The organism is Xenorhabdus anantnagensis (assembly GCF_028598555.1).
In the GTDB taxonomy this organism is placed as follows: domain Bacteria; phylum Pseudomonadota; class Gammaproteobacteria; order Enterobacterales; family Enterobacteriaceae; genus Xenorhabdus; species Xenorhabdus anantnagensis.
The window spans coordinates 40,634-64,411 of sequence record NZ_JAQRFN010000008.1 but is presented as its reverse complement, the minus strand read 5'-3'; the positions used below and the strand labels follow the sequence as shown (position 1 = coordinate 64,411).

Below are 23,778 nucleotides of genomic sequence, written 5' to 3'. Positions count from 1 at the left end.
ATTTAAGTCATTTTATAATGGAGATAATCAAAAGTGCTAACTCTATTAACTCATAGCTAAGTAAATTGCGCTGTCTGTTTCCACTAGGTAATATTGGCTGATATTTTATCTTTAGTCCTACGTTAGGTGAACTTTTTATGACTAAACCTGCATTCATCATCACAATTGATACTGAAGGGGATAATCTTTGGCAAAATAGTGAGCGAATCTCCACCCAAAATACGTGGTATTTGCCACGGTTCCAGAGCTTGTGTGAGCGTTTTGGATTCAAGCCAGTTTGGCTTACTAACTACGAAATGGCAATGGATGATAGCTATATCGAGTTTGCCAAGGATGTGATTGCCAGAAACACAGGTGAGATTGGTATGCATTTGCATGCCTGGAACAATCCCCCTATTGTTCCTCTGACTGATGATGATATGCATTATAAGCCTTATCTGATTGAATATCCGAAAGATCAAATTAAAGCGAAAATTGATTTGATGACAAATCTTCTTGAAGAAAAGCTCCAGACTAAGATGCTAAGTCATCGTGCTGGGCGTTGGGCATTTAACGAATATTACGCTCAATTATTGGTAGAATATGGCTATCAGGTAGATTGTTCGGTGACCCCAAAAGTTAATTGGAACTTGACTAAGGGTAATCCTCATGGGAATGGCGGAACAGATTATAGCGATTTTCCTGATTATGCTTATTTTATGAATATGCAGGATATTTCTAAAGAAGGCGATTCTCCATTATTGCAAGTCCCGATGAGTATTCAGTATAAACACTCACCGTTTATGAATTTTATTAAGCAAAAATATGATCACTTGCGGGGAAAACAGCGTCCTCCATCGGTTAATTGGTTGAGGCCAAAAGGCGGTAATTTGGAGCAGATGAAGACTGTTGCCCAGCAAACGTTAGCGAATGGCAGTGATTATGTTGAGTTTATGCTGCATTCATCTGAATTTATGCCGGGTGGAAGTCCAACTTTCCAGAATGAAGAACAAATCGAATTGCTTTATCGAGATTTGGAAGGGTTGTTTGAGTTTTTGAAGACCTTGGTGCAGGGGATGACATTGGCGGAATATTATAGATTGAAATATAAACAATGAATTAAGCCTATATTCAGCGGGGAGAGGTTAGTTATTCAGTAAGATAAACTATGCTCCTTGAACGCATGTACTGACTATAGGATATATCTCTTTGAATAAAGAGTGGAAGTATCATTAAAATGACTCAATATAGTATATTGAAGATTGTTTTTTATGATTTAGTGTAAAATTTTATATTAATAAAAACTTATATACTAGTAAAACTAATTAAGTGGTGATCATTTATGAATAATAAAAAATGTGCAACACTGAGATCTTGGAATCGTAAACGAAATTATTTTATGAAAGATATAAGATATTATATAAGATATTATATAAGGTTAGTTTTTGCAAAATTACTTTGGGATAAAAAAGAAAAAATGCTCTTGATTTTCTATGTGTCAATTGAAAGGAATAATAGGTAAGTTAAATTATATTTATAAGAATATAAAAATAGTTTTGTTAGATCATGAGAATGTTATTAATATGTCTGAGTTTGATGGAGTGTATAAATACCAATCTGAATCATTGTATCATACTATTTATATGATCTCTCAATCTGATCTTATAATATCGCCTGATACATCCATTGTTCATATATCTGCTGCATATAAAAAGCCATTAGTTGCAATCTATCAGGATATTGAGTCGAACAAAACATTATGGGGGCCTGGTTATAATGAGGCGGTTCAAATTTTAGCCAAAAATGGGAGGTTACAAGAAAATAAAAACATTGATGAATTAATTATTGAATATGTAAAGAAAATATTTCAGTTTTAATAAACTATTCCAGTATATTTTTCTATTTTCTGGGGTATAAAGTTTCAATCTTATCATAAGTATGATTTGATCCACTTTCTAAGTGAATGCAATAAAAAATTAGTTATTATTAGCTTGGTAATTATAATGTCCATGTTTATTATATAGATAGCTTGATTTTATTGATATGTTATTGATCAGTGCTATCTCGTTATTTTTAATGATTTATTTATCAAAGTGGAATTTTTTTGGGGATGTTTTCTATGGAAGCTATAAAAGTGTTTTTTTCAGGATGGAAAAAATGCAATTTCGAACAGTATAAAGACGCTTATGCTCTTTTTGGTGGATGTACATCAACACATCCCAATATTGTATCTTTTTTGGATAAACATCTTGATGGGCAATTTTACTTTTATATAAAAAAAACAGAATCTGGAATTAAAGGTGCTTGTTTTTCTTACCAAAACAAAAAGTTAATTGAAGAGATACAAACTAAATATCCACTATCCTATGATGAAATTGTTTTCCCTATTGCAACCGATACTAAGTTGTTTTTACCGGTAAAATCAAAGAGATTATCACCTATTCATGAAATAAATTTTATCAATGCTAGCTATAGGTCTCTTTTTAGTAAGCGCCAAATCTGCCTAATCAAAGACAGTTTTTCTTACAAAACCCGTCGTAATCGCAGCAACGAGATCAATAAATTCAAGCGTGCAGGAGGAGAAATCCGTCCTTCAAGTGAGTTTCGTGCAGAAGAGTTGGTGGATATTTATATCGATCTATATCAAAAGCGTTGGAATCACAGTCATTCTGAAGAGCAAAAAAAGCATCTCCTTGAAATATATACTGAACTACGTGAGCATATATTTGGCAATGTGTTACTGATTAACGGCAAACCTTGTGCTTACGATTTTGTTCTGTGGGCGGATAGCCCCAAATGGATTTCCTTTGATGCTATTAATGGTGGTTATGATTCTGAATATGCTCATCTCAGCGTTGGCAGTGTCCTGATGTGGGTGAATATCCAAGAAGCAAAAGCATTGTGCCAGCAGGGAGATAAAACCATGCGTTACTCCTTGGGTAATCCTACGTTTGAATACAAAAATCGTTGGTGTGAAACATTACCGCTAGGCAAAGTGCTTTTTTAATATGTTTCTCAAGAGCAACATAATCTCTGAAGATGTAATACCTTGCATCGTATTATCTACCGATTTCAGAGGGTGCTGTTCTTTCCCATATCCACCAATCAATCCCGGATCAGTCGGCCCAAATAGCGTGATATTGGGTCGATCAAGTGCCGCCGTAAGGTGGCTCAACCCTGTATCAACTGAAACCACCGCTTTTGCCTCTGCAAGAACGTGTGCGACTTCAGCGAGAGTCAGTTTCGGCAGAACATCAACATGCGAAAACCCTGCTGCCAGCCTTAATGCTCGCTGATGTTCATGCTCTGCACCCCAGGGTAATTTAATGCGCATGCCAGTTGCTTGGATATCTGCAATAAGCTGCCGCCAATGATGTTCAGGCCAATGTTTTTCATCGCGCGTTGTTGCGTGGAGAAAAACCAGATAGTTACTTTGGCTATCGTTTTGCTGGTTCAAAAAATGACAGGCGATGGCGTAATCACCTTGCTCTGAAGGTTTTTTGTAGCCCAAACTATCAGCAAATAAATCCCGAATACGTTCTACCGCATGCTGTTGTTTGCTGACGGCATGACAATGATCGTAGAAAAAACTGGCGATAGGTTCGCGGATGCTTTTTCTGTCGTAACCATGTTTTGGGCCTTGTGCCAACCGAGTTACCAAAAAAGCACTTTTTAACAGACCTTGCGCATCAATGATTGCGTCATATTGGCATTGTTGCAGTTGTTGCCTAAATCGCGCTCTTTCTTCACGAATATCTTTCCTGAACCAATTTTTTCGCCAGCGTCGAATAGCTACGGGAATTACATTTTCGACAGCACTGTGCCAAGTTGGAATCTGGGCAAATCCTTCTTCTACCACCCAATCAAATTGAATGTCAGGAAATTGCTTTTTTGCATCAGTTAATGCCGGCAGAGTATGTAACACATCCCCCATTGAAGATGTTTTTACCAGTAAAACACGCATTAATTTTGGCTCTCCGCCTGTAGCAGCTTCTCTAATGAAGATAAAACCATTTCAGGCTGAATATCGATAAGACTTTGATGATAGCCTTCGTCGCTGTCGCCTTTCCTGATTTTATGGTAGCCCGTAATCAGACGGATCACTTCGGCCTTATGTGATAGTGGTGGAGTGAAATCCGGGCTACTTGGCCCATATAAGGCCACCAGAGGACGGTTTAAAGCGGCTGCTACATGCATCAAACCTGAATCGTTTGTGACGATGGCATCACAGGCTGCAATGATATTTACCGCCTGCTCCAGTGAGGTTTTTCCTGCCAAATTGAGACAATCTTCGCGGGCATCTTCGCTTAAAAGTGCGCGAATATCTTCACTTGCTTGATGATCTTTGTCGGAACCAAACAGTAATATCTGATAGCCTTTTTCGGTGATTAATTGTTCAGCCAGGGCTGCATAGTGATAATGTGGCCAGCGTTTGGCCGGGCCGAACTCGGCACCTGGGCAGAAGCCAATAATCGGACGATGATCGGCAATATTGAAGGCTGAGGTTGATTCTGCAATGTCTTCATCATTGACACTTAATCTCGGCCACAACAGCGGTTGTGGGAGGTCATCGGCGCTGTTCATGTTTTTCCCTGCATACGCGAGAGCCACATAGCGCTGAACCATGAGCGGAAAAGCACTCTTATTCAGAGTCCGGATATCATTCAGCAATCCATAACGCATTTCACCGCGCCAGCCTGTACGCTGCGGGATATTGGCGAAGAAAGGTACCAATGCAGATTTGAATGAGTTGGGCAATACATAGGCACGATCGTATTTATTGTTACGCAATGCGAGACCGAGGCGTCGGCGCTCCCCCAAGGCAAGGGCACCATGACCAAGCGGCATAGCCAATGCCTGATTCACTTCTGGCATTTTTGCCAGTAGCGGACGGCACCATGTCGGTGCCATCACATCAATTTCTGCATTGGGGTACAAAGCTTTCAAAGTACGGTAGAGGCTTTGTGACATCATCATGTCACCTACCCATGATGGGCCGATCACCAATATCTTCATAAAAGTCGATTAATTATCCTGATTTAGCCATTGCATATATTCAGCGACACCTTCGGCAACCGTCTTGAACGGTTTTTCATAGCCAGCTGCGCGAAGTTTTGTCAGATCTGCTTGAGTAAAACTCTGATAACGACCTTTTAATTTTTCTGGAAAATCGATGTATTCCACAATCGGGGATTCTTCTTTATGGAATTCAGTTACAGCGTCTGCAACTGCCTGAAAAGATTCAGCGCGGCCTGTCCCACAGTTAAAGATGCCGGAAATACTATTTTTCCAGAACCACAGATTGACCGCAGCAACATCACCGACATAGATAAAATCGCGGCGGAAATGCTCACTGCCGGCAAATAATTTCGGACTCTGCCCTTGATGAATCTGATTGTTTAAATGATAGGCGACACTTGCCATGCTGCCTTTATGCCCTTCGCGCGGCCCGTAAACATTGAAATAACGGAAGCCACAAATTTGAGAATCTGCGTGGGGCAAAATATCACGAACATATTGGTCAAACAGGAATTTGGAGTAGCCATAAACATTGAGAGGTTTTTCATACTGACGTTCTTCAATGAAGTTATCACTACGACCACCATAAGTTGCAGCAGAAGAGGCATACAGGAAGGGGATTTGGCGATCAAGGCAATAATGCAGCACATCTTTGGAGTACTGATAATTATTGTCCATCATATACTTACCATCCCATTCTGTTGTGGATGAGCAAGCACCTTCATGGAAAATAGCATCAATGTCACCTAAATCATCACCGGCAACGATGCTGGCAATGAAGTCTTCCTTATCTATATAATCGGTGATATCCAAATCAACTAAATTGACGAACTTTGTGCCGTCTTTCAGGTTATCAACAACCAGAATATCCTTATAGCCTTCGTCATTCAGTGCCTTGACAATATTGCTGCCGATAAACCCTGCGCCACCAGTGACAATAATCATTTGGCTCACCTCTAAATAGTCTGTTTATTTTGCACCCAGATTCTTCCAAATTGCAGCCTTCTTACTGTAACTTGATATCTATTGGGTAGATCTTTGCTGCGTATAATAGCACTTAACCCTACTGACGACAGCCGCTTAAACAGGCGAATATCCTGAAATTTTGCTGCATGCCAGACTCTGAGCCGTGATCAGCTTTACAAAGTTGATATTATCTTTCTCGTTGTGTCGTCACTGGCAGGATCTATCAGTAAAATACATCACGCTTTTCACTTAATTAGGTACCCAGGAGAGAAAAATGTCAGCATCTTTTTACCAGAAAATTAATGAGCAGTTGGAGCAAACTCGCTCGGAAGGGTTATTCAAAAGTGAACGCATTATCACTTCTGCCCAGAATGCCAATATTGCTGTTGCCGAAGGTAACCAAGTCATTAATTTTTGTGCCAATAACTACTTAGGTTTGGCCAATCACCCTGATCTGATCGCAGCCGCAAAAGCAGGAATGGATAGCCACGGTTTCGGTATGGCATCCGTTCGCTTTATTTGTGGCACACAAGACTCCCATAAAGAATTAGAAAATAAGATTGCTGAATTTTTGGGTATGGAAGATGCCATTCTGTACTCTTCTTGTTTTGATGCAAACGGCGGTCTGTTTGAAACACTGTTTGGGCCAGAAGATGCCATTATCTCTGATGCCTTGAACCACGCTTCCATCATTGATGGTGTCCGTTTATGCAAAGCGAAACGTTACCGCTATGCCAATAATGACATGCAAGAATTAAGAGCACAGCTGGAAAAGGCGAAAGCCGAAGGTGCGCAAAATATCCTGATCGCAACTGATGGGGTATTTTCAATGGATGGTGTCATTGCTGACCTGAAATCCATCTGTGATTTGGCGGATGAATTTGGTGCGCTGGTCATGGTTGATGATTCACATGCGGTTGGTTTTGTTGGCAAACAGGGACGTGGCACGCATGAACATTGTGATGTCATGGGGCGTATTGACATTATCACTGGCACGCTAGGGAAAGCTTTGGGCGGCGCATCCGGTGGTTATACCGCTGCGCGTAAAGAAGTTGTTGAATGGTTGCGTCAGCGTTCACGCCCATATCTGTTCTCCAACTCACTGGCTCCAGCCATTGTCGCTGCATCGATTAAAGTGTTGGACATGCTGGAAAATGGAGACGATCTGCGTGAGCGTCTCTGGAAAAATGCGAACTTGTTCCGTGAAAAAATGACTGCGGCAGGTTTTACGCTGGCAGGCGCTGATCATGCCATCATCCCTGTCATGTTGGGAGATGCGAAACTGGCACAGGAATTCGCCGCAGAACTACTGAAAGAAGGCATTTATGTCATTGGGTTCTTCTATCCGGTTGTTCCTAAAGGTCAGGCGCGTATCCGAACCCAGATCTCAGCCGCCCATACTGAAGAACAAATTGAACATGTGGTGGCTGCATTTATACGCATTGGCAAGCAATTGAATGTCATTGCCTAAGGTATCATTATGAAAGCATTATCTAAATTAAAGCCAGAAGAAGGTATCTGGATGACAGATGTGCCCACGCCAGAACTTGGGCACAATGATGTGATGATTAAAATCCGTAAAACTGCCATTTGTGGGACGGATGTTCACATCTATAACTGGGATGATTGGTCTCAAAAAACTATCCCTGTTCCAATGGTGGTAGGGCACGAATATGTTGGTGAAATTGTTGCGATCGGTCAGGAAGTAAAAGGATTCAAGATTGGCGATCGCGTGTCCGGTGAAGGCCATATCACCTGTGGTCACTGTCGTAACTGCCGTGGCGGGCGTACTCATTTATGTCGCAATACCACGGGTGTTGGTGTGAACCGTGAAGGCGCTTTTGCTGAATATCTGGTTATTCCTGCATTTAATGCCTTTAAAATCCCGGACAATATACCAGATGAGCTGGCCGCCATTTTTGACCCATTCGGCAATGCAGTACACACTGCACTGTCTTTTGATCTGGTGGGGGAAGACGTACTGGTATCAGGTGCTGGCCCTATCGGGATTATGGCGGCAGCGGTGTGTAAGCATGTTGGTGCCCGTCATGTTGTGATTACAGATGTGAACGAATACCGTCTAGAACTGGCCCGCAAAATGGGTGTTACCCGCGCGGTGAATGTCAGCAAAGAAAACCTGACCGACGTCATGACAGAATTAGGAATGACAGAAGGCTTTGATGTCGGTCTGGAGATGTCAGGAGCACCACCCGCATTTCGCACTTTGCTTAATACCATGAATCACGGTGGACGCATTGCTCTGTTGGGTATCCCTCCATCAGATATGGCGATAGATTGGAATCAAGTCATCTTTAAAGGATTATTCATCAAGGGTATCTACGGGCGTGAGATGTTCGAAACTTGGTATAAGATGGCGGCTTTGATCCAATCCGGTCTGGATTTGTCCCCGATTATCACTCACCAATTCTCGATTGATGATTACCAGAACGGCTTTGATATCATGCGGTCAGGGCAATCTGGCAAAGTAATCTTAAATTGGGATTAAAAATTAGCACAGGCGTCTTTGGTTTTTTGGGCGCCTGTTTGAGCGTCTTTTTGTTGTGGCTTTGTTTTACCTGTCGTTTTGTTTTCCGTTGTTTGCTTTACTTCTGGTTTGCCTGAATCATTTGGTGCTTCTTGTGTCCGGTGATGACTCAACAGTTTTTGTATGTGCCGATTTAAAGTATTAACGATAACATTGTTAGGTAATGCCTTTCCTAACATCTTGAGATAATCCAATGGAGTTGCTGGTATCGGCTTTGATTCACGGGGCTTTATACAATTACGCACAATTTGATTATCGTTTTTGATTGTCGGAGCAGAGTTTAACAACATACTGGGTGTTACCAACTCAATATCACTGGGTAATGTAGCAAGTGCTTGCTGTAAGGCACGCATGGTTGTTGGGTGTGGGTGTCCAATGGCAACGGCAGAACCTTGTTTGCGGGCGAGGGCGATTGCACGGCTAAGTTGATGCTGTGTTTCTGCTTCAGTTTGAATATTATCCAAAAAAATATTACGGCGGAGCACTGGAACAGAAGTTCCCATCGCTGCTTTGGTAACTTGTGTATTACCGATTGTCACACTGTCCAGAAAATAGAGGTGACGATGGGATAATTCTTGTATTACCTTTTCCATGCCACTGAGATTAGATGTCATTGCACTGCCCATATGATTATTCATACCAACAGCATGGGGAACTTTCAGTATCGCATCTTGAATAATACGGGCAATTTCTTCCCGGCTCATAGCAGGATGGAGTGTGTATTTTTCCAGAGGTTGTTTGCTTAATGGTGCCATTGGCAGATGGATTAAAATCTCCCGTCCCTGTTGATAGGCCTTTTCTGCCATTTTCCTGCCGTACGGGGAATTGGGTAGGATTGCGATAGAAACAGCAACAGGCATTTGGAATATCTTATTTTCTTCATTAACACGATAGCCAACATCATCAATGACGATGGCTAAACGTGCTGCTTGAACGTTTAAGGTAAACAGCATTGATGTGAAGAATAACAGTACCCAAGATAAAAGAGTGAATGAATTAACACGTTTTATTAATAGATACCGCCTCTTCAGCATTATTATGTTCATCCTATGTTGCTTTGTTCTATTTTCCTAACCACGGTAAAGGGTTAACAGCCCGACCTTGGCGGCGAATTTCAAAGTACAGTGAGGGTTGTTGTTGTCCACCACTGCTCCCAACCAGAGCTATTGGTTGGCCTGCTCGAACCTGTTGCCCAACACTGACCAATGTACTCTGGTTGTAACCGTAAATGCTCATATCGCCTTTACCGTGTTCAACCACAACAACCAGACCATAGCCCTGCAACCAGTCTGCCAGCAATACACGTCCATCTGAGATTGCCCTTACTTCAGTACCTTCTGCCGCAGAGATCACAACCCCTTTCCAGCGCAGTTCACCTTGTATTGCTTCTCCGAAGCTATGGATGACACGACCGCGTACTGGCCAGATTGCTTGCCCGGCAGGGCGTCCAAGACCGCCAGTCCGAGCCATGAGAGCACGTTCTTCTTCTGTTGGTTTGTAGCTGGAGCCTTTTTGTTGGGCTTGTTTCTGTTTAGCGGCAACTTGAGCACGAACGCGAGCTGCTTCACGAGCTTCACGTTCAGCACGCGCTTTGGCTTCCCGTTCAGCTTTGGCAATCTTGTCCCTCAATCTGGTTTCATTCTGCCGAAGATCTGTTAGGCCCTGTTGCTCTTTTTTCAATGAAGATTCCAGTGTCGTTAATGTTTTCTGTCGCGCGGTGCGGACAACTTCCATCTTTTGTTTTTGCTGTTTTTGGCTGGTCAGTATTACTTTCTGTTCACTTTGTTTTTCTAGTTGCTGCTTTTTTTGTTGGTTGAGTTCTTCGGTTGTTTTTTGCAGTTTGGCTATAGTTTCCTGACGTGTTTGATTCAAGTAACTGTAATACGCGAGAATACGCTCTTTGCGCTGACTTTCCTGCCCATTGAGCAATAGTTCTAATCCTTGGTGATTCCCTTGCCGAAAGACAGCATCTAATTGGTTGGCAAGTAATTGACGCTGTTCCTTTTGTTGTGTTTGCAGGCGTTTGATATTGGCATTCAGCGATGAAACTTCATTTTCTAGTTTATTCAGAAGAGTTTGTGTCGTGTGCAGCGAACGTCCCACTTCTGAGATAGTACTTTCTTGTTCTTTTAATTGATTAAGCAGGTCAGTACGTTGTTTTTGCTGCTGTTTTACATTTTTCTCTTTCTCGGCAATATCTTGTTGAATATCTTTGAGCTGATTTTTATTCTCTGAAATCTGATTTGCGAAAGTACTTGTAATGAAGCTGAAAAAGGTGATCAACAAGGCACAGAGTAGCTGTAATGCCCTGATTTTATTTTGCCGTTTGTATTGTTTCTGTCGATTCTTACGACTCTTTAGATCCTTATTTTCAGCCATCTTAATTGAGTACCTTGCTGCTATATAGCGCCTGATTATTTCATGAGGGATTGCCTCTGACCAGAGAACAGCCTGTTTTTTATCATTAATATAAGTTTTAGTTAATTTAGTTCATTTATTGTCGAAGATCCTGCCTTAGCTCAGTGTTACATGAAATATTTTAATCATGTATTACAATCAAGTTGTTCTCGGTGTATTTTTTAATTTTTCTCGAAACTCTCCGCAAAATCTGCATTGGATTGGTGCTAATTGGCTGTAATTGACGCAACACACAGGTATACTCTTCCACCTTAGATATTTGTTATTAACTAACGGGAGTTGTTGCCCCCATGCTGCAAGAAATCATGCAATTTATTAGCCGGAACACGATCCTGAGCCTTGTCTGGGTTGCATTGCTGGTGGCTGTCATTGTTATGACGGTAAAAGGTGTGTTCTCCAAGAGTAAAGAGATCACCCGTGCTCAGGCTATCCACTTAATCAACAAGGAAGAAGCTATCGTTGTGGATTTACGTTCCCGTGACGATTTCCGCAGAGGGCATATCATAGGTTCCGTTAACCTGACGCCATCTGAGATTAAAGACAATAATCTAGGTGAGTTGGAGAAACATAAAAAACAGCCTGTCCTCGTAGTTTCAGCGAATGGGCTGGAATCCAGAACACCGGCGGAGAATTTGGTTCGTTTTGGCTTTGAGCAGGTTTATTCTCTGAAAGAAGGGATTGCTGGCTGGGCGGGTGAAAATCTGCCATTGGCTCGTGGCAAGAAATAACGAACTTAGATGCAAGTAGTATGCTTGTACGATTAAGGACATCTGAAAAAGGTAAACATTATTATGTCAGAACAAAACAACACAGAAATGGCTTTCCAAATCCAGCGTATTTACACGAAAGATGTTTCTTTCGAAGCACCAAAAGCACCACAGATTTTCCAGCAGGAATGGCAACCGGAAGTCAAATTGGATCTGGACACTGCTTCCAGTGAATTGGCTCAGGGAGTTTATGAAGTTGTTCTGCGCGTTACCGTTACGGCGGCACTGGGAGAAGAAACTGCGTTCCTGTGCGAAGTTCAGCAGGCAGGTATTTTCTCCATTGATGGCATTGAAGGAACACAACTGGCACACTGCTTAGGCGCATATTGCCCGAACATTCTGTTCCCATATGCCCGTGAATGCATCACCAGCTTGGTAGGCCGTGGTACTTTCCCACAACTGAACTTGGCTCCAGTTAACTTTGATGCACTGTTCATGAACTATCTGCAACAGCAGGCTGATACACAGCCTAATGAGGCTGAACAGGAAGCCTAATGAATACTGCTTCTATGACAGTGATCGGTGCCGGCTCATACGGCACCGCTTTAGCCATTACTTTGGCCCGTAATGGACATGAAGTTGTGCTTTGGGGGCATAACCCTGAGCACGTTAATGCCTTGCAACAAGCGCGTTGTAATCAGACATTTTTACCGGATGTTTCTTTTCCTGATAGTTTACTGCTTGAGGCTGATCTGAAAAGTGCCGTTTCAGCCAGTCGCAATATCCTGATAGTGGTTCCCAGCCATGTTTTCGGTGATGTCTTGCAACAGATAAAGCCACATTTACAACATGAGAGCCGTGTGGTTTGGGCCACCAAGGGGCTTGAGGCTGAAACAGGGCGCTTATTACAAGATGTAGCCCGTGAGATATTAGGTAATGAAATCCCCTTGGCGGTAGTTTCTGGCCCGACATTCGCAAAAGAGCTGGCAGCCGGTTTACCAACAGCAATAGCTGTCTCTGCCACAACACCTGAATTTGGTGAAGAGCTTCAACAGCTTTTCCATTGCGGCAAAAGTTTCCGGGTATATAAAAACCCTGATTTCATCGGAGTGCAGCTCGGCGGAGCAATAAAAAATGTTATTGCAATTGGCGCAGGGATCTCTGATGGTATGGGATTTGGAGCTAATGCCCGCACAGCGTTGATTACTCGGGGATTGGCGGAGATGAGTCGTCTCGGCGTGGCATTAGGGGCTGATCCTTCCACATTTATGGGAATGGCTGGGTTAGGGGATTTAGTTCTGACCTGTACAGATAACCAATCCCGTAACCGTCGTTTTGGCATGATGCTGGGAAAAGGTATTGATGTTGATGAGGCGCAGCGTGAAATCGGGCAAGTTGTTGAAGGATATCGTAATACCAAAGAAGTTCGAGCTTTGGCGGAGCGAGTAGGTGTCGAAATGCCTATCACAGAGCAGATCTACCAGATACTGTACTGCAATAAAAATGTGATTGAAGCCGCTCAAGCATTATTGGGAAGAGCTACAAGAGATGAGGGAGAGGGCTCTCACTCTTAAGTAAAATTGGAACACTGATATGTCGCGAGCAGAACTGAACGAAGTCTGGAAAAATATAAAAAACGAGGCGAGGGTTCTGGCTGATTGTGAACCCATGCTAGCCAGTTTTTTTCACGCGACACTACTCAAGCATGAAAATCTTGGTAGTGCCCTGAGTTATATGCTGGCAAATAAGCTGGCAACACCGATTATGCCTCCTATTGAAGTCAGAGAAGTCGTTGAAAGTGCGTATCGCAGTGACCCCAAGATGATTGAATCGGCAGCACGTGATATCAAAGCTGTTCGACTGCGCGATCCGGCAGTAGATAAATATTCGACACCATTACTTTACCTTAAAGGCTTCCATGCTCTACAGGCCTATCGCATTGCACACTGGTTATGGAAACAAGATCGCAAAGCATTGGCAATTTATATGCAAAACCAGATTTCGGTTGCGTTTGGCGTTGATATCCATCCTGCCGCGAAAATTGGTTGCGGCATCATGCTCGACCACGCAACCGGTATTGTGATTGGTGAAACCGCGGTTGTTGAAAATGATGTTTCCATTCTGCAATCTGTGACTCTTGGGGGAACAGGTAAAACTAGCGGAGATCGTCACCCGAAAGTACGTGAAGGGGTGATGATTGGCGCGGGTTCCAAAATCCTCGGTAATATTGAGATTGGTCGTGGCGCAAAAATTGGTGCGGGATCGGTGGTATTAAGATCAGTCCCACCTCATACCACAGTGGCAGGTGTTCCGGCGAGGATTGTTGGTAAACCGGAAAGTGAGAAACCATCGCTGGATATGAACCAGCATTTTAATGGCATCAATAATGGATTTGAGAATGGGGATGGAATTTGAAATTCTGTTCTTTTCTTATAAGCATTAATAGATAGGACATTCAGCGCTTAATCCGCACTGAATGTCCTATTAATCTTAATCCCGCAATAACGCACCTGGATAACCCAGTTGCCGCCATGCTTCAAACACAACCACTGAAACAGAATTGGACAGGTTCATGCTACGGCTATCTGGCAGCATAGGAATTCTGATTTTCTGTTCAGGTGGCATGTTATCTAATACATAAAACGGCAAACCACGGGTTTCCGGACCAAACATCAGATAATCACCATCACAATAACTCACATTACTGTGCGCTGGAGTGCCTTTTGTAGTTAAGGCAAACAGCCGCGCGCCAGAAGGGGATTGTGAATTGACAGGACTAAGCCCTTCATTTTCTAAAAAGGCGTTGTAATCGTGATGTTGTTTGATATTGGTAAACTCGTGGTAATCCAACCCTGCACGACGCAGGCGTTTGTCATCCCATGTAAAACCTAATGGTTGAATGAGATGAAGTTGACAGCCTGTGTTGGCGCAGAGGCGGATGATGTTGCCCGTGTTTGGCGGGATTTCTGGTTCGAATAGGACGATATTTAGCATGGTGTTCTAATGATGATTTGAAATAGTAGTTCACAGATAATATTGTTTATACCATTGAATAAATTGCTCTACACCGTCTGATACATTAGTGGAAGGTTTATAACCAGTTACCTTAAATAGATCTTCAGTATCAGCCCATGTTGAATAAACATCGCCAGGCTGCATTGGAAGCATATTTTTAATTGCTTTAATACCTAAACTATTTTCTAGAGCAGTAATGTAATCCATTAAATTTACCGGGGAACCATTACCAATATTATATATTTTATAAGGTGCTGAACTATTTGCTGGATTGCCGATTTTAGGTGTCCAAGAATTATCAGGAATAGGTACAACATCAGAAATTCGGACAATGCCTTCTACAATATCATCTATATATGTGAAATCACGGCTTAACTGACCATTGTTATAAACATCTATGGGCTCATGACTTAGTATTGCTTTTGTAAATTTGAATAGAGCCATGTCTGGTCTTCCCCATGGACCATATACTGTAAAGAATCTGAGACCTGTAGTCGGTATTCCATATAAGTGAGAATAGCTGTGAGCCATTAACTCGTTAGCTTTCTTTGTAGCGGCATATAGTGAAATAGGATGATCTACGGAGTCAGCGGTTGAGAATGGAAATTGATCATTTAAGCCGTAAACAGAACTTGATGATGCGTATACTAAATGATTAATATTATTATGACGACAACCTTCAAGGATAGTTAAAAATCCAGATAGATTGCTATCAGAATAAGAGTAAGGGTTAATTAGAGAATATCGTACACCAGCTTGAGCTGCTAAATTAATTACACGATCAAATTTGTTATTTTTAAATAGCTCTTCAATTGAATTCCTATCAGAAACATCCATGAATATGAATCTGAAATTCTTAAGATTAGACAAAGCCTCTAATCTTGATTTTTTTAAAGAGACGTCATAATAATCATTGATATTGTCAATTCCAATAACATGGTTACCATTTTTTATTAATTTTTTTATTAAATGAAAACCAATGAATCCTGCTGCACCTGTGACTAAATATTTCATAATAATTCAACTGTTATAGTTTATATAAATCAATCATTTCCAAAAAGATCACGTGAATATACTTTTGATTCTGCGTCTTTTAAGTCTACAGACATACGATTTGAAATAATAACGTCAGACATAGCTTTAAATTCATTTAAATCACGAATTAGTCTGGAATTGAAGAAGTTTTCTTCTTTCATCTCAGGTTCAAAAATTACCACCTCAATACCTTTGGCTTTGACTCGTTTCATTATTCCTTGAATTGAAGAATCTCTGAAATTATCTGAACCTGATTTCATAATAAGACGGTAAACACCAACTATTTTGGGGTTTTTACTGATGATCGAGTCGGCAATAAAGTCTTTACGCGTTCGATTAGCTTCTACAATCGCACCAATAATATTATTTGGTACTTCCTGATAATTAACCAATAGCTGTTTCGTATCTTTTGGTAGGCAATAACCACCATAACCAAAAGATGGATTATTGTAATGGTTACCAATGCGTGGGTCTAAGCATACACCTTCAATAATTTGGCGTGAATCTAGTCCTTTAGCTTCAGCATAGCTATCTAATTCATTAAAATAAGCTACACGCATAGCAAGATAGGTATTAGAGAAGAGTTTAATAGCTTCGGCTTCAGTGGAGTCGGTAAAAAGAACAGGAATATCCTGTTTGATTGCACCTTCTATAAGAAGGTTAGCAAATACTTTCGCTCTTTCTGAGCATTCACCGACGACAATTCTGGATGGATATAGATTATCGTAAAGAGCACGGCCTTCACGTAAGAATTCGGGAGAAAAGATAATATTGTCAGTTTGATATTTTTCTCGCATTTGTTTAGTAAAGCCAACAGGAATAGTTGATTTGATTACCATTGTTGCTGAAGGATTGTATTCTAATACATCTGAAATAACTGATTCTACAGATTTTGTGTTGAAATAATTTGTTTTTGGATCATAGTCTGTTGGAGTGGCAATGATTATGAGATCTGCACTACTATAGGCAATTTTTTTATTAGAAGTTGCGTCTAAATTCAGTTTTTTTTCTTTTATATAATATTCTATGTCTTTATCTGCAATGGGAGATATATTTTCATTGATGGAGTTCACCTTGTTTTCGTCTATATCTAATACAGTTACTTTATGATATTGTGATAATAGTACCCCATTTGCTAAACCAACGTACCCAATACCAGAAATTGTAATATTCATATTGTTCCTTTTGATAAAGAGAGTTACTTATAATCGTTTTTATTCTAGAGAGCGCATTTTAATTATAATGGTATTCTACAACAATAGGGTATATCCTCCGATTTATAATAACTATGATTATGTGATTTTTACACTATTTTCTTGATGTTTATTTATATGTTAAAGTGGATTGATAAAATCTAAAAATATCAATAAAATTATAATGTAATAATTGGTTTAATTTTCAATATTATTTGGTTTTTTTCAAAATACTTATTTTATTTCACCATATAATCAATGTCTCTCGAATTACTCTTATAAATCAGTCTTATTATTTCGAGTGGAGTTAGATAAAAAATCATGAACTATAAGATTGTGTTCTAATTTTTATTGATATTATTTTCTAATAAAACATCTCTAATGCTAGTTAAATATTTTTCTATTACAATATATTCATCGAATTCTTTTTCTGCTCTCTCTCTGCTTCTTTTACCAAATAGGACTCTTTCTTCATAAGACATACGAATGAATTTTTCTATAGCATTAACTAAACTTGATGTTGATCTTGGCTCACATAAAAAACCATTATAACTATCAATTACAGTCTCTCTGCATCCTATATTATCGGTTGTTATTATTGGCTTACCCATTGCAGTTGCTTCAAGTAAAGATTTTGGAATTCCTTCTTTATAGTATGAAGGTAAAACAATACAGTCAGCTAGAGCTATTTCTCTTTCTACAGTATCAGATGTGCCGAGATATTCAACAAAACCTTGTTTGACCCACTCGTCTATTTCTGTTTTTTTTACGGCTAATGGATTTTTTGTGTCAATAAAGCCAAGTAATAAAAAATTAACATTATCATACCGTTTTTTTATGATTTTTGCCGCTTCTACAAAATGTTTTACTCCTTTAGGGTACAGCATTCTTGCTATTAGAAGAAATCTTAGCTCTTTACTTTTTTTCTCAGTAGGGTTTCTTACAGAGAATCTACTTAAATCAACACCAGAACCTGGGATTATTTGAGTTTTTTCTTTAGAAATTATTTTTTCATTCAAAAAAAGATTTAAATCTTCCTTGTTTTGGAAAAAAATAAGTTCAGATTTTCTTTGACTATATTTGTACAGTAATCTTAGTACTCTTGATAGTAGATTTTTTCTGATAAACGCAGTACCTAGCCCTGAGATATTATTAATTATACTGATATTGAAGCTGCTAGCTATTATGGTGTTGTATATATTATTTTTAGGCGTGAAATTTAATACTAGAGATACTTCCTCTTTCCTATAAAAAATTATTAACTCCTTTATTGTTCTAAGTTCATTTATAATATTTATTCCACATTGATCTATATAAACATTATGAAATAAAGCGCCTAATTCAATAATTTTGTCAGTATAGTTATCATAAGGCGCCAGTACTATTACTCTATAACCTTCGTTTATAAGAGCTATAATAGTATTCTTCCTAAAATTATATAAGTACCAACTTGTATTGGCCGAAATTACAATAGTATGCATATTAATCTATAACTCTATATTTATTTTAGATACTTTTGATGCCAATATTTACCGAAGAATATATCCCATTTTTTATCTGGGAATTTTTCAAATCCAGCACCAGGATAGACAGTTAGTTCACCAAATGTTACTTGTTTTTTAAAAAAATAAAGATCAACTCGAATAAAGTCAAAGTGTTGTCCAATTTTCTCCGCAATACATATCATTGAGTTTAGGTACTCCGGTTTGTCTGGAATGGGAAATTTTCTTGGATGGCTATACTCAAAATTCAGCTCATTCCAGTTCGGATCAAAAATATTTCTCTTGTGATCTATAAAGCGATCTGAATCTAATTGTATAAAATAAACTTTGCCATGGAAAACGAAAAATTTATAATCATCGGGTTCTTTTCCTTCAAAATTTAGATATTCCTCTATAAAAATACATTTTGAAATATTTTTATATGCCCATTCTCCTAATGCGCCGGCTTGATCTTGTTTTAGCCATGATCTCGCTAACTTTTTCATATCTAATATATTTAGGTGTTCTGAGTTTTTTATTATTTTTATCGTTTGACTGGTATGATTGGATTTAAAAACATAATTCTTTGGAAGGTGGCTTAATAATGATTCATCAATATTATTAATGTCATCTGAACTCCATAAATTTTTAGGAATATATAATTCTGGGCATATTTTTTTAACAAATTCTTTAGATTGAATTTTATCTGCAGCTATTGTTAGTAATTCATTTCTGTCACAGATTTTTCTTAATTGTATTTTCTCATTAAAAGTTATAGGAGTATTAAAATTACATAGCTTTTTAAATCTTCTAAAGTATAAGATTTGTAATCTAGCCTTTAAAGGTAAAATTGAGATTATTTTATGAAAAAGTTTGTATTGTAAGGAAGGCATAATAGTCTACTCTGATAGAATTTTTTCGAGTTCATGTATCATTGAATTAATATTAAATTTACTGATTATTTTATTGGGGTTTACTAAGCAATGATTTAAACAATAGTCAATACATTCTGCAATATCTATTGTTAAGAAGTCTTCGATGATTATTCCATCATTATTTCTTGTCATTATTTCTTTTACACCAGCTATATTTGTTGAAATAACTGGTATACCTAATGATAATGATTCTATTATTATAGTTGGTAAGGCTTCCGATGATTTAAAATTAACAATTTCATTGTCTAAGATTAATTCCCCTTCTTTTATTGATGAGAATAAAGTTATATCGCTTTTTTCAATAAAATCTGAAACATCATTAACCCAACCATGAAATTCTACTTTGATATTTGGAGGAAGTTGTCTGACATCGTTTTTTATTTTCTCTAAGTATTTATCACCAACTTTGCCTATGGGAGCTCCTAAAACCCTAAGTAGATATTGTTTATTATTTTTAATTTTTGATAATGCTTCTAGTACGTTATGCAATCCTTTATGTGGTACTAAAGTTCCGGCATATAATAGTTGTATTGAATTTTTATTAACTATATTTGATTTTCTTTTGTTGTTGAAATCAAAGCCATTATATACAACGTGAGAAAATCTATATTTTCTTATCGATTTCTGTATATATTTAGAAGGAACTATAATAGTATCTGGTATTTTACATAATATTCTATTAAGTTTATGGGAATAATTTAATTCACCATGCAGGTGCCAAATAACTTTTATTTTAAATAAACGCGAAAGCAAGCAAGAAGCTATTAATCCTTTGGGATCATAGCAATATATAGTATTGCATTTTAGACGCTTAGTAAAATATATCGTTTGTATATTTAGAATTAAAATCAAATAAATTAATTTGACTTTATTAAAAAAATTTGTGTTTTTTAGTGAAAAATTTCCGGTTCCGAATACGCTTTTGATTAGATGTTCATGACTATAGTGTTTATGAGAGAATGTTTTGTATTCCTTTGATATACCTTGATCCAATTTTCGGCATAAAATATGTATTTTTCTATTTTTTTTATATAAATTACTTACTATATTTAGGGTTACTTTTTGTGCCCCTGAAATTATAGTAGATAAATCAACAAATAAAATATTATTGTATTTTTTCATAATTGTGTTCTTTTTTAGGTGAGTCTGAATTACAAAAATATATTATTAAAAAGTAAAATATAAGCATGAAACTAAATAAATTTATTTTGGTTGTTAATAAAATGAAAAAAAATAAAATGTCAGTTCTTGTTTTTAATTTTTTGCACACATAAGTAATAAATAAGAGCAAACCAATTAAACCCATTTTTATTATAATAAATAACCATAATCCGTTATCATTCAAAGATGCAATATCTATTTTCCATAGCATATTATTTTTTAGATAAAATGTAATGTCATTTATCATGCCAAGCATTCCATTTCCGAAAATTAGGGAGGAGGAATCTTGGGAGAAAACTAAATTCATTAAATTAAATCGTATTTCTGTGGCTATTCCATTTAGTGAATTAAGGCGAAGTAGAGCAAAATAAGTTATCAGCATAAGAAATAAAGGGAAAATAAGGCTAATTATTATTTTTAAAAAATTATTATTTTTTTTATATAAAATGAATAATAGTAAAAAAGTTCCATAAATTAATGCTGCAACAGATAATGATAAAATTATAGAGAGAATGGATAAAACTATAACTGTATCTATTCTTTCATTTATTAAGAAATTACATGCTAGTAGACAAGTTATGAATGCTGCATAAGTAGATGGTTCTTCAAAAAAACCTGTAGGTCTATATATATTCCCAATTAAAGGAATGAGAAATCTTGAACCATAACGTTGATGCTCACCTGTTATAATTGCAAGAGGGTCTATATAGTATGAAGTTGAATATACTACTATAAACTGTATAAAAAAAATAGATAAGTTTATTATTAAACAATACCTGATTATTAAAGTTAATGCTTTCGTATCATTTCTGCAAGCATAAATAATTGTAATTGCTGATAATACTTTAAATATAAAGCCTAATGAGTATTGAGAAAATGAATATCCTAGATTATTTGTATGAGGGCTTATATTAAAATAGGAAGGTAATGCTAATGATATTAAAATTATTAATATTGAAGTTGTTTTTTTTATGTATTTTTTATTTAAAATAAATTTTTCTTTTATGAAAATAAATATCCAAATTAAAATTAAGCAAGGAAGTATTATCAGGTATCTTAATTTTTGGTAGTTCTCTAACATTCCTATAAATAATATTATGGTAGATAATATATAAATTATTCTTTCATGTTTTATGGTGTTATGTGTATTTATTTTCATAATATATAGTTATATTAGACCAAAAAGATCTTTGATGTCATCATTTTTTTCTGGATGAAAAATTAATTCATGTTCTAATAATTGTAGGATTTTTTCAGAAAAAATTTTATTATCATAGCAAGGTATTAAATATCCATTTATATCTTCTTTGATAATTTCACTAGGCCCACTTTTACAATCAAATGAAATAACAGGGGTGCCGCAAGCTAAAGATTCAACCAATACATTTGGGTAGCCTTCATAGTATGAGGTCAAAATTGTAATGCGAGATTTATTATAATATTTTGTCAGGTTGCTACTTGATTCTAAATGTTTAAATTTTATATTTTCTTTTTCTAATTCTTCTTTTAACTTAGATTCTAATTTACCTTTTCCTATAATTAATAGGCTGATGTTCCTTTTTTCATGAACTAATCTCATTATTTTTGATAGATTATCAATGCCTTTTTGTGGAACTAAACGACCAACATATAATATGTCATATTCTTTTTTTGTATTTTTTTCTTGTATGTAACATTTGGCAACAGGATTACGAATAACGTGTATCTTTTTTTTATCTATTCCCAAAAAATCTATCATATCTTGTTTCATTGAATTACATTGCGCAATGTAAAAATCCATTTTTTTGTAGAAAATATGCATTAGAATTCTAGTTAATAGTTTTTTTATTATATTGCTTCGGTTTTTTTTGAGATCTGAGGATAAGTTATTGACATTTCTAGCAATTATTTTGGCGTTAAAATTTTTTATTTTTTTTAAAAAATATGTTATTAAAGCTATTTGATGATTGAATGATATAATTGAGTCAAAATCATTGAGCGGTGTAATATTATATATTAGTTTTAAAGTTGCTTGTATTCCATTTTTGGCGTTAAGGTTTATTATTTTTACATTACTATTAAGTTCACTTATATAAAATAAATCATTTTTATGATAAACAAGTATTGTTATGTTAAATCCTTCTTCTGCCAATTTATTGGCATAATTTATGCATACTCTTTCTGCGCCGCCTGCTGATAATGTATTAATAAATAAGCATATTTTTTTCATTTTGTGTTTTTTTCTTGAATTATTTCCAATAATAAATTTCTATGTGATTCACATTGTAGTATATTTTGGAGGATTATTTTCTTATTGGGGTTTTTAAAATCATATAGATTTAAGTTGAAAATTTTACTTATGATGCGGCTCATTTTAGATGACATAGTTAGCCAGCTTATATATGCTTTCTCTCTACTTTTTTTAAATTTATTCCATTCTTCATATAGTAGTTCGTATGATTCAATGATTTTTCTTTTATTTTTAAACTCCATAATGAAATTATTATATTCACTTTCTTCTAAAAATGAAAAAGGAATTTCATTTAACCCTTGCTTATATGGAATAATATCAAAATATTCTATATTTTTAGTATCTACTCTGACTCCATGTCCATAGTACCAATATTCATCAACTTCTTCTTTGATAGGGAATATGAAATTACCTAAACTATAAAATATATATTTGTTATTATATTTTTCCATTCCTGACGAATTATGTGTATGGTGCGTTACTACACAGTCCGCACCTGCATCAATAATAAATCGCATAAAAGATTGATAATAAGGGCTGGGCAAATAATAATTTTCATTTCCTCCATGAACAATTATTATTACTTTGCTTACAAGTTTTTTGACTGACTGAATTCTTTTTAATAAAAAAATAGGTTCACAACTTGATGCTCCTGAGCCATAATCGGAAGCCAAGCAAAATTCAGATTCAGTTACATTTAAGAGTGCTATTTTTTCATCATCTTTTTCAAGGATAAGAGGAGAGTCTGCTGTTGTAACATTAACTCCTGCACCAAGATATAGTTTCCTTTTTTCTTCTAAAGTTTGTATTGTGTCTTCTAATCCTTTCTGCCCATAGTCAAAAATATGATTATTTGCTAAAGTAAAAACATCTATTGGTAATAAATCTAGTATTTTTTTTGCTTTATCTATATTTACAGATAAATTGGGACCATTTTTAGTTATTTTACTCTTGTGATTAGTTATTGGGCATTCTAAGTTGGCGATAAAAATATCATCTTTGGATTTTATTTTTTTTAAATTCTGGGCGATTACTTTACATTCCTCTATATTCAAATCTTGCATGCATAAATCGCCAAAAATAACAATTTTCAT

At 36.9% G+C, this 23,778-nt stretch carries 23 protein-coding genes; 9 read left to right on the top strand and 14 right to left on the bottom strand.

The genetic code is table 11. The annotated features are described in order from the left end of the window. Positions 1 to 137: 137 nt before the first annotated feature. From PSI14_RS08105 to PSI14_RS08095, 3 genes are all read left to right on the top strand, one after another. Positions 138 to 1,097 (top strand): polysaccharide deacetylase family protein, encoded by a 960-nt coding sequence (locus tag PSI14_RS08105; RefSeq protein ID WP_273575437.1) that lies wholly within the window; start codon positions 138 to 140, stop codon positions 1,095 to 1,097. A gap of 465 nt (positions 1,098 to 1,562) precedes the next feature. Continuing rightward, positions 1,563 to 1,856, top strand: coding sequence for a glycosyltransferase family 9 protein (locus tag PSI14_RS08100; RefSeq protein WP_273575436.1), 294 nt, complete (start codon positions 1,563 to 1,565; stop codon positions 1,854 to 1,856). Between the two features lie 242 nt (positions 1,857 to 2,098). Then, the gene (locus PSI14_RS08095; protein ID WP_273575435.1) at positions 2,099 to 2,986 is read left to right on the top strand and encodes a GNAT family N-acetyltransferase; all 888 of its coding nucleotides are present in this window, start codon (positions 2,099 to 2,101) and stop codon (positions 2,984 to 2,986) included. On the opposite strand, the gene rfaC is transcribed toward PSI14_RS08095, so the two are convergent. Genes rfaC through rfaD form a run of 3 tightly spaced genes read right to left on the bottom strand, consistent with a single transcriptional unit; the run spans position 2,966 to position 5,943 of the window. Further along, complete coding sequence (gene rfaC, locus PSI14_RS08090; RefSeq protein ID WP_273575434.1) at positions 2,966 to 3,943, bottom strand: lipopolysaccharide heptosyltransferase RfaC; 978 nt, start codon at positions 3,941 to 3,943, stop codon at positions 2,966 to 2,968. The two genes, PSI14_RS08095 and rfaC, sit on opposite strands and share 21 nt — an antisense overlap. Further along, complete coding sequence (gene rfaF / locus PSI14_RS08085) at positions 3,943 to 4,995, bottom strand: ADP-heptose--LPS heptosyltransferase RfaF (protein WP_273575433.1); 1,053 nt, start codon at positions 4,993 to 4,995, stop codon at positions 3,943 to 3,945. The genes rfaC and rfaF overlap by 1 nt, the downstream gene beginning before the upstream one ends. Before the next feature lie 9 nt (positions 4,996 to 5,004). Then, complete coding sequence (gene rfaD / locus PSI14_RS08080; protein ID WP_273575432.1) at positions 5,005 to 5,943, bottom strand: ADP-glyceromanno-heptose 6-epimerase; 939 nt, start codon at positions 5,941 to 5,943, stop codon at positions 5,005 to 5,007. Between the two features lie 295 nt (positions 5,944 to 6,238). Between rfaD and kbl the strand changes: the two genes are divergently transcribed. Then, a complete protein-coding gene (gene kbl, locus PSI14_RS08075) occupies positions 6,239 to 7,435 on the top strand; it encodes a glycine C-acetyltransferase (RefSeq protein ID WP_273575431.1) in 1,197 nt (398 codons plus the stop codon). 9 nt (positions 7,436 to 7,444) lie between these two features. Next, positions 7,445 to 8,470, top strand: a complete 1,026-nt coding sequence (gene tdh / locus PSI14_RS08070) for an L-threonine 3-dehydrogenase (protein WP_273575430.1) — start codon at positions 7,445 to 7,447, stop codon at positions 8,468 to 8,470. Here tdh and PSI14_RS08065 read toward each other — a convergent pair. Further along, complete coding sequence (locus PSI14_RS08065) at positions 8,467 to 9,543, bottom strand: divergent polysaccharide deacetylase family protein (protein WP_273575429.1); 1,077 nt, start codon at positions 9,541 to 9,543, stop codon at positions 8,467 to 8,469. The two genes, tdh and PSI14_RS08065, sit on opposite strands and share 4 nt — an antisense overlap. Positions 9,544 to 9,571: 28 nt before the next feature. Further along, complete coding sequence (envC, locus tag PSI14_RS08060; protein ID WP_273575428.1) at positions 9,572 to 10,888, bottom strand: murein hydrolase activator EnvC; 1,317 nt, start codon at positions 10,886 to 10,888, stop codon at positions 9,572 to 9,574. 329 nt (positions 10,889 to 11,217) lie between these two features. Here envC and PSI14_RS08055 point away from each other — a divergent pair, with 329 nt between their 5' ends. The 4 genes from PSI14_RS08055 to cysE all read left to right on the top strand — a co-directional run bounded on the left by PSI14_RS08055 (position 11,218) and on the right by cysE (position 14,049). Further along, positions 11,218 to 11,655, top strand: a complete 438-nt coding sequence (locus tag PSI14_RS08055) for a rhodanese-like domain-containing protein (protein WP_273575427.1) — start codon at positions 11,218 to 11,220, stop codon at positions 11,653 to 11,655. A gap of 63 nt (positions 11,656 to 11,718) precedes the next feature. Continuing rightward, positions 11,719 to 12,189: a protein-export chaperone SecB gene (gene secB / locus PSI14_RS08050; protein WP_273575426.1), complete on the top strand. Its 471-nt coding sequence runs from the start codon at positions 11,719 to 11,721 to the stop codon at positions 12,187 to 12,189. Further along, a complete protein-coding gene (gpsA, locus tag PSI14_RS08045) occupies positions 12,189 to 13,208 on the top strand; it encodes an NAD(P)H-dependent glycerol-3-phosphate dehydrogenase (RefSeq protein ID WP_273575425.1) in 1,020 nt (339 codons plus the stop codon). The genes secB and gpsA overlap by 1 nt, the downstream gene beginning before the upstream one ends. Before the next feature lie 19 nt (positions 13,209 to 13,227). Then, positions 13,228 to 14,049, top strand: coding sequence for a serine O-acetyltransferase (gene cysE, locus PSI14_RS08040; protein WP_273575424.1), 822 nt, complete (start codon positions 13,228 to 13,230; stop codon positions 14,047 to 14,049). 75 nt (positions 14,050 to 14,124) lie between these two features. Here the strand turns inward: cysE and trmL are convergent, their stop codons facing one another. From trmL to PSI14_RS07995, 9 genes are all read right to left on the bottom strand, one after another. Then, positions 14,125 to 14,628: a tRNA (uridine(34)/cytosine(34)/5-carboxymethylaminomethyluridine(34)-2'-O)-methyltransferase TrmL gene (trmL, locus tag PSI14_RS08035; protein WP_273575423.1), complete on the bottom strand. Its 504-nt coding sequence runs from the start codon at positions 14,626 to 14,628 to the stop codon at positions 14,125 to 14,127. A gap of 30 nt (positions 14,629 to 14,658) precedes the next feature. After that, the gene (locus PSI14_RS08030) at positions 14,659 to 15,663 is read right to left on the bottom strand and encodes an NAD-dependent epimerase (RefSeq protein ID WP_273575422.1); all 1,005 of its coding nucleotides are present in this window, start codon (positions 15,661 to 15,663) and stop codon (positions 14,659 to 14,661) included. Positions 15,664 to 15,692: 29 nt separating this feature from the next. Continuing rightward, positions 15,693 to 16,859, bottom strand: a complete 1,167-nt coding sequence (locus PSI14_RS08025; protein WP_273575421.1) for a nucleotide sugar dehydrogenase — start codon at positions 16,857 to 16,859, stop codon at positions 15,693 to 15,695. 359 nt (positions 16,860 to 17,218) lie between these two features. Beyond that, positions 17,219 to 18,358, bottom strand: coding sequence for a glycosyltransferase family 4 protein (locus tag PSI14_RS08020; RefSeq protein WP_273575420.1), 1,140 nt, complete (start codon positions 18,356 to 18,358; stop codon positions 17,219 to 17,221). A gap of 20 nt (positions 18,359 to 18,378) precedes the next feature. Then, positions 18,379 to 19,251, bottom strand: coding sequence for an ATP-grasp fold amidoligase family protein (locus PSI14_RS08015; protein ID WP_273575419.1), 873 nt, complete (start codon positions 19,249 to 19,251; stop codon positions 18,379 to 18,381). A gap of 6 nt (positions 19,252 to 19,257) precedes the next feature. Further along, complete coding sequence (locus PSI14_RS08010; protein ID WP_273575418.1) at positions 19,258 to 20,415, bottom strand: glycosyltransferase family 4 protein; 1,158 nt, start codon at positions 20,413 to 20,415, stop codon at positions 19,258 to 19,260. After that, positions 20,399 to 21,613: a hypothetical protein gene (locus PSI14_RS08005; RefSeq protein WP_273575417.1), complete on the bottom strand. Its 1,215-nt coding sequence runs from the start codon at positions 21,611 to 21,613 to the stop codon at positions 20,399 to 20,401. The genes PSI14_RS08010 and PSI14_RS08005 overlap by 17 nt, the downstream gene beginning before the upstream one ends. Positions 21,614 to 21,622: 9 nt before the next feature. Then, complete coding sequence (locus PSI14_RS08000; protein ID WP_273575416.1) at positions 21,623 to 22,663, bottom strand: glycosyltransferase; 1,041 nt, start codon at positions 22,661 to 22,663, stop codon at positions 21,623 to 21,625. Continuing rightward, positions 22,660 to 23,778: a CapA family protein gene (locus PSI14_RS07995; protein WP_273575415.1), complete on the bottom strand. Its 1,119-nt coding sequence runs from the start codon at positions 23,776 to 23,778 to the stop codon at positions 22,660 to 22,662. The genes PSI14_RS08000 and PSI14_RS07995 overlap by 4 nt, the downstream gene beginning before the upstream one ends.

Coding starts and splice junctions, on each gene's coding strand:
- PSI14_RS08105 (WP_273575437.1), top strand. CDS start 138: ATGACTAAACCTGCATTCATCATCACAATTGATACTGAAGGGGATAAT.
- PSI14_RS08100 (WP_273575436.1), top strand. CDS start 1,563: ATGTCTGAGTTTGATGGAGTGTATAAATACCAATCTGAATCATTGTAT.
- PSI14_RS08095 (WP_273575435.1), top strand. CDS start 2,099: ATGGAAGCTATAAAAGTGTTTTTTTCAGGATGGAAAAAATGCAATTTC.
- rfaC (WP_273575434.1), bottom strand. CDS start 3,943: ATGCGTGTTTTACTGGTAAAAACATCTTCAATGGGGGATGTGTTACAT.
- rfaF (WP_273575433.1), bottom strand. CDS start 4,995: ATGAAGATATTGGTGATCGGCCCATCATGGGTAGGTGACATGATGATG.
- rfaD (WP_273575432.1), bottom strand. CDS start 5,943: ATGATTATTGTCACTGGTGGCGCAGGGTTTATCGGCAGCAATATTGTC.
- kbl (WP_273575431.1), top strand. CDS start 6,239: ATGTCAGCATCTTTTTACCAGAAAATTAATGAGCAGTTGGAGCAAACT.
- tdh (WP_273575430.1), top strand. CDS start 7,445: ATGAAAGCATTATCTAAATTAAAGCCAGAAGAAGGTATCTGGATGACA.
- PSI14_RS08065 (WP_273575429.1), bottom strand. CDS start 9,543: ATGCTGAAGAGGCGGTATCTATTAATAAAACGTGTTAATTCATTCACT.
- envC (WP_273575428.1), bottom strand. CDS start 10,888: ATGGCTGAAAATAAGGATCTAAAGAGTCGTAAGAATCGACAGAAACAA.
- PSI14_RS08055 (WP_273575427.1), top strand. CDS start 11,218: ATGCTGCAAGAAATCATGCAATTTATTAGCCGGAACACGATCCTGAGC.
- secB (WP_273575426.1), top strand. CDS start 11,719: ATGTCAGAACAAAACAACACAGAAATGGCTTTCCAAATCCAGCGTATT.
- gpsA (WP_273575425.1), top strand. CDS start 12,189: ATGAATACTGCTTCTATGACAGTGATCGGTGCCGGCTCATACGGCACC.
- cysE (WP_273575424.1), top strand. CDS start 13,228: ATGTCGCGAGCAGAACTGAACGAAGTCTGGAAAAATATAAAAAACGAG.
- trmL (WP_273575423.1), bottom strand. CDS start 14,628: ATGCTAAATATCGTCCTATTCGAACCAGAAATCCCGCCAAACACGGGC.
- PSI14_RS08030 (WP_273575422.1), bottom strand. CDS start 15,663: ATGAAATATTTAGTCACAGGTGCAGCAGGATTCATTGGTTTTCATTTA.
- PSI14_RS08025 (WP_273575421.1), bottom strand. CDS start 16,859: ATGAATATTACAATTTCTGGTATTGGGTACGTTGGTTTAGCAAATGGG.
- PSI14_RS08020 (WP_273575420.1), bottom strand. CDS start 18,358: ATGCATACTATTGTAATTTCGGCCAATACAAGTTGGTACTTATATAAT.
- PSI14_RS08015 (WP_273575419.1), bottom strand. CDS start 19,251: ATGCCTTCCTTACAATACAAACTTTTTCATAAAATAATCTCAATTTTA.
- PSI14_RS08010 (WP_273575418.1), bottom strand. CDS start 20,415: ATGAAAAAATACAATAATATTTTATTTGTTGATTTATCTACTATAATT.
- PSI14_RS08005 (WP_273575417.1), bottom strand. CDS start 21,613: ATGAAAATAAATACACATAACACCATAAAACATGAAAGAATAATTTAT.
- PSI14_RS08000 (WP_273575416.1), bottom strand. CDS start 22,663: ATGAAAAAAATATGCTTATTTATTAATACATTATCAGCAGGCGGCGCA.
- PSI14_RS07995 (WP_273575415.1), bottom strand. CDS start 23,778: ATGAAAATTGTTATTTTTGGCGATTTATGCATGCAAGATTTGAATATA.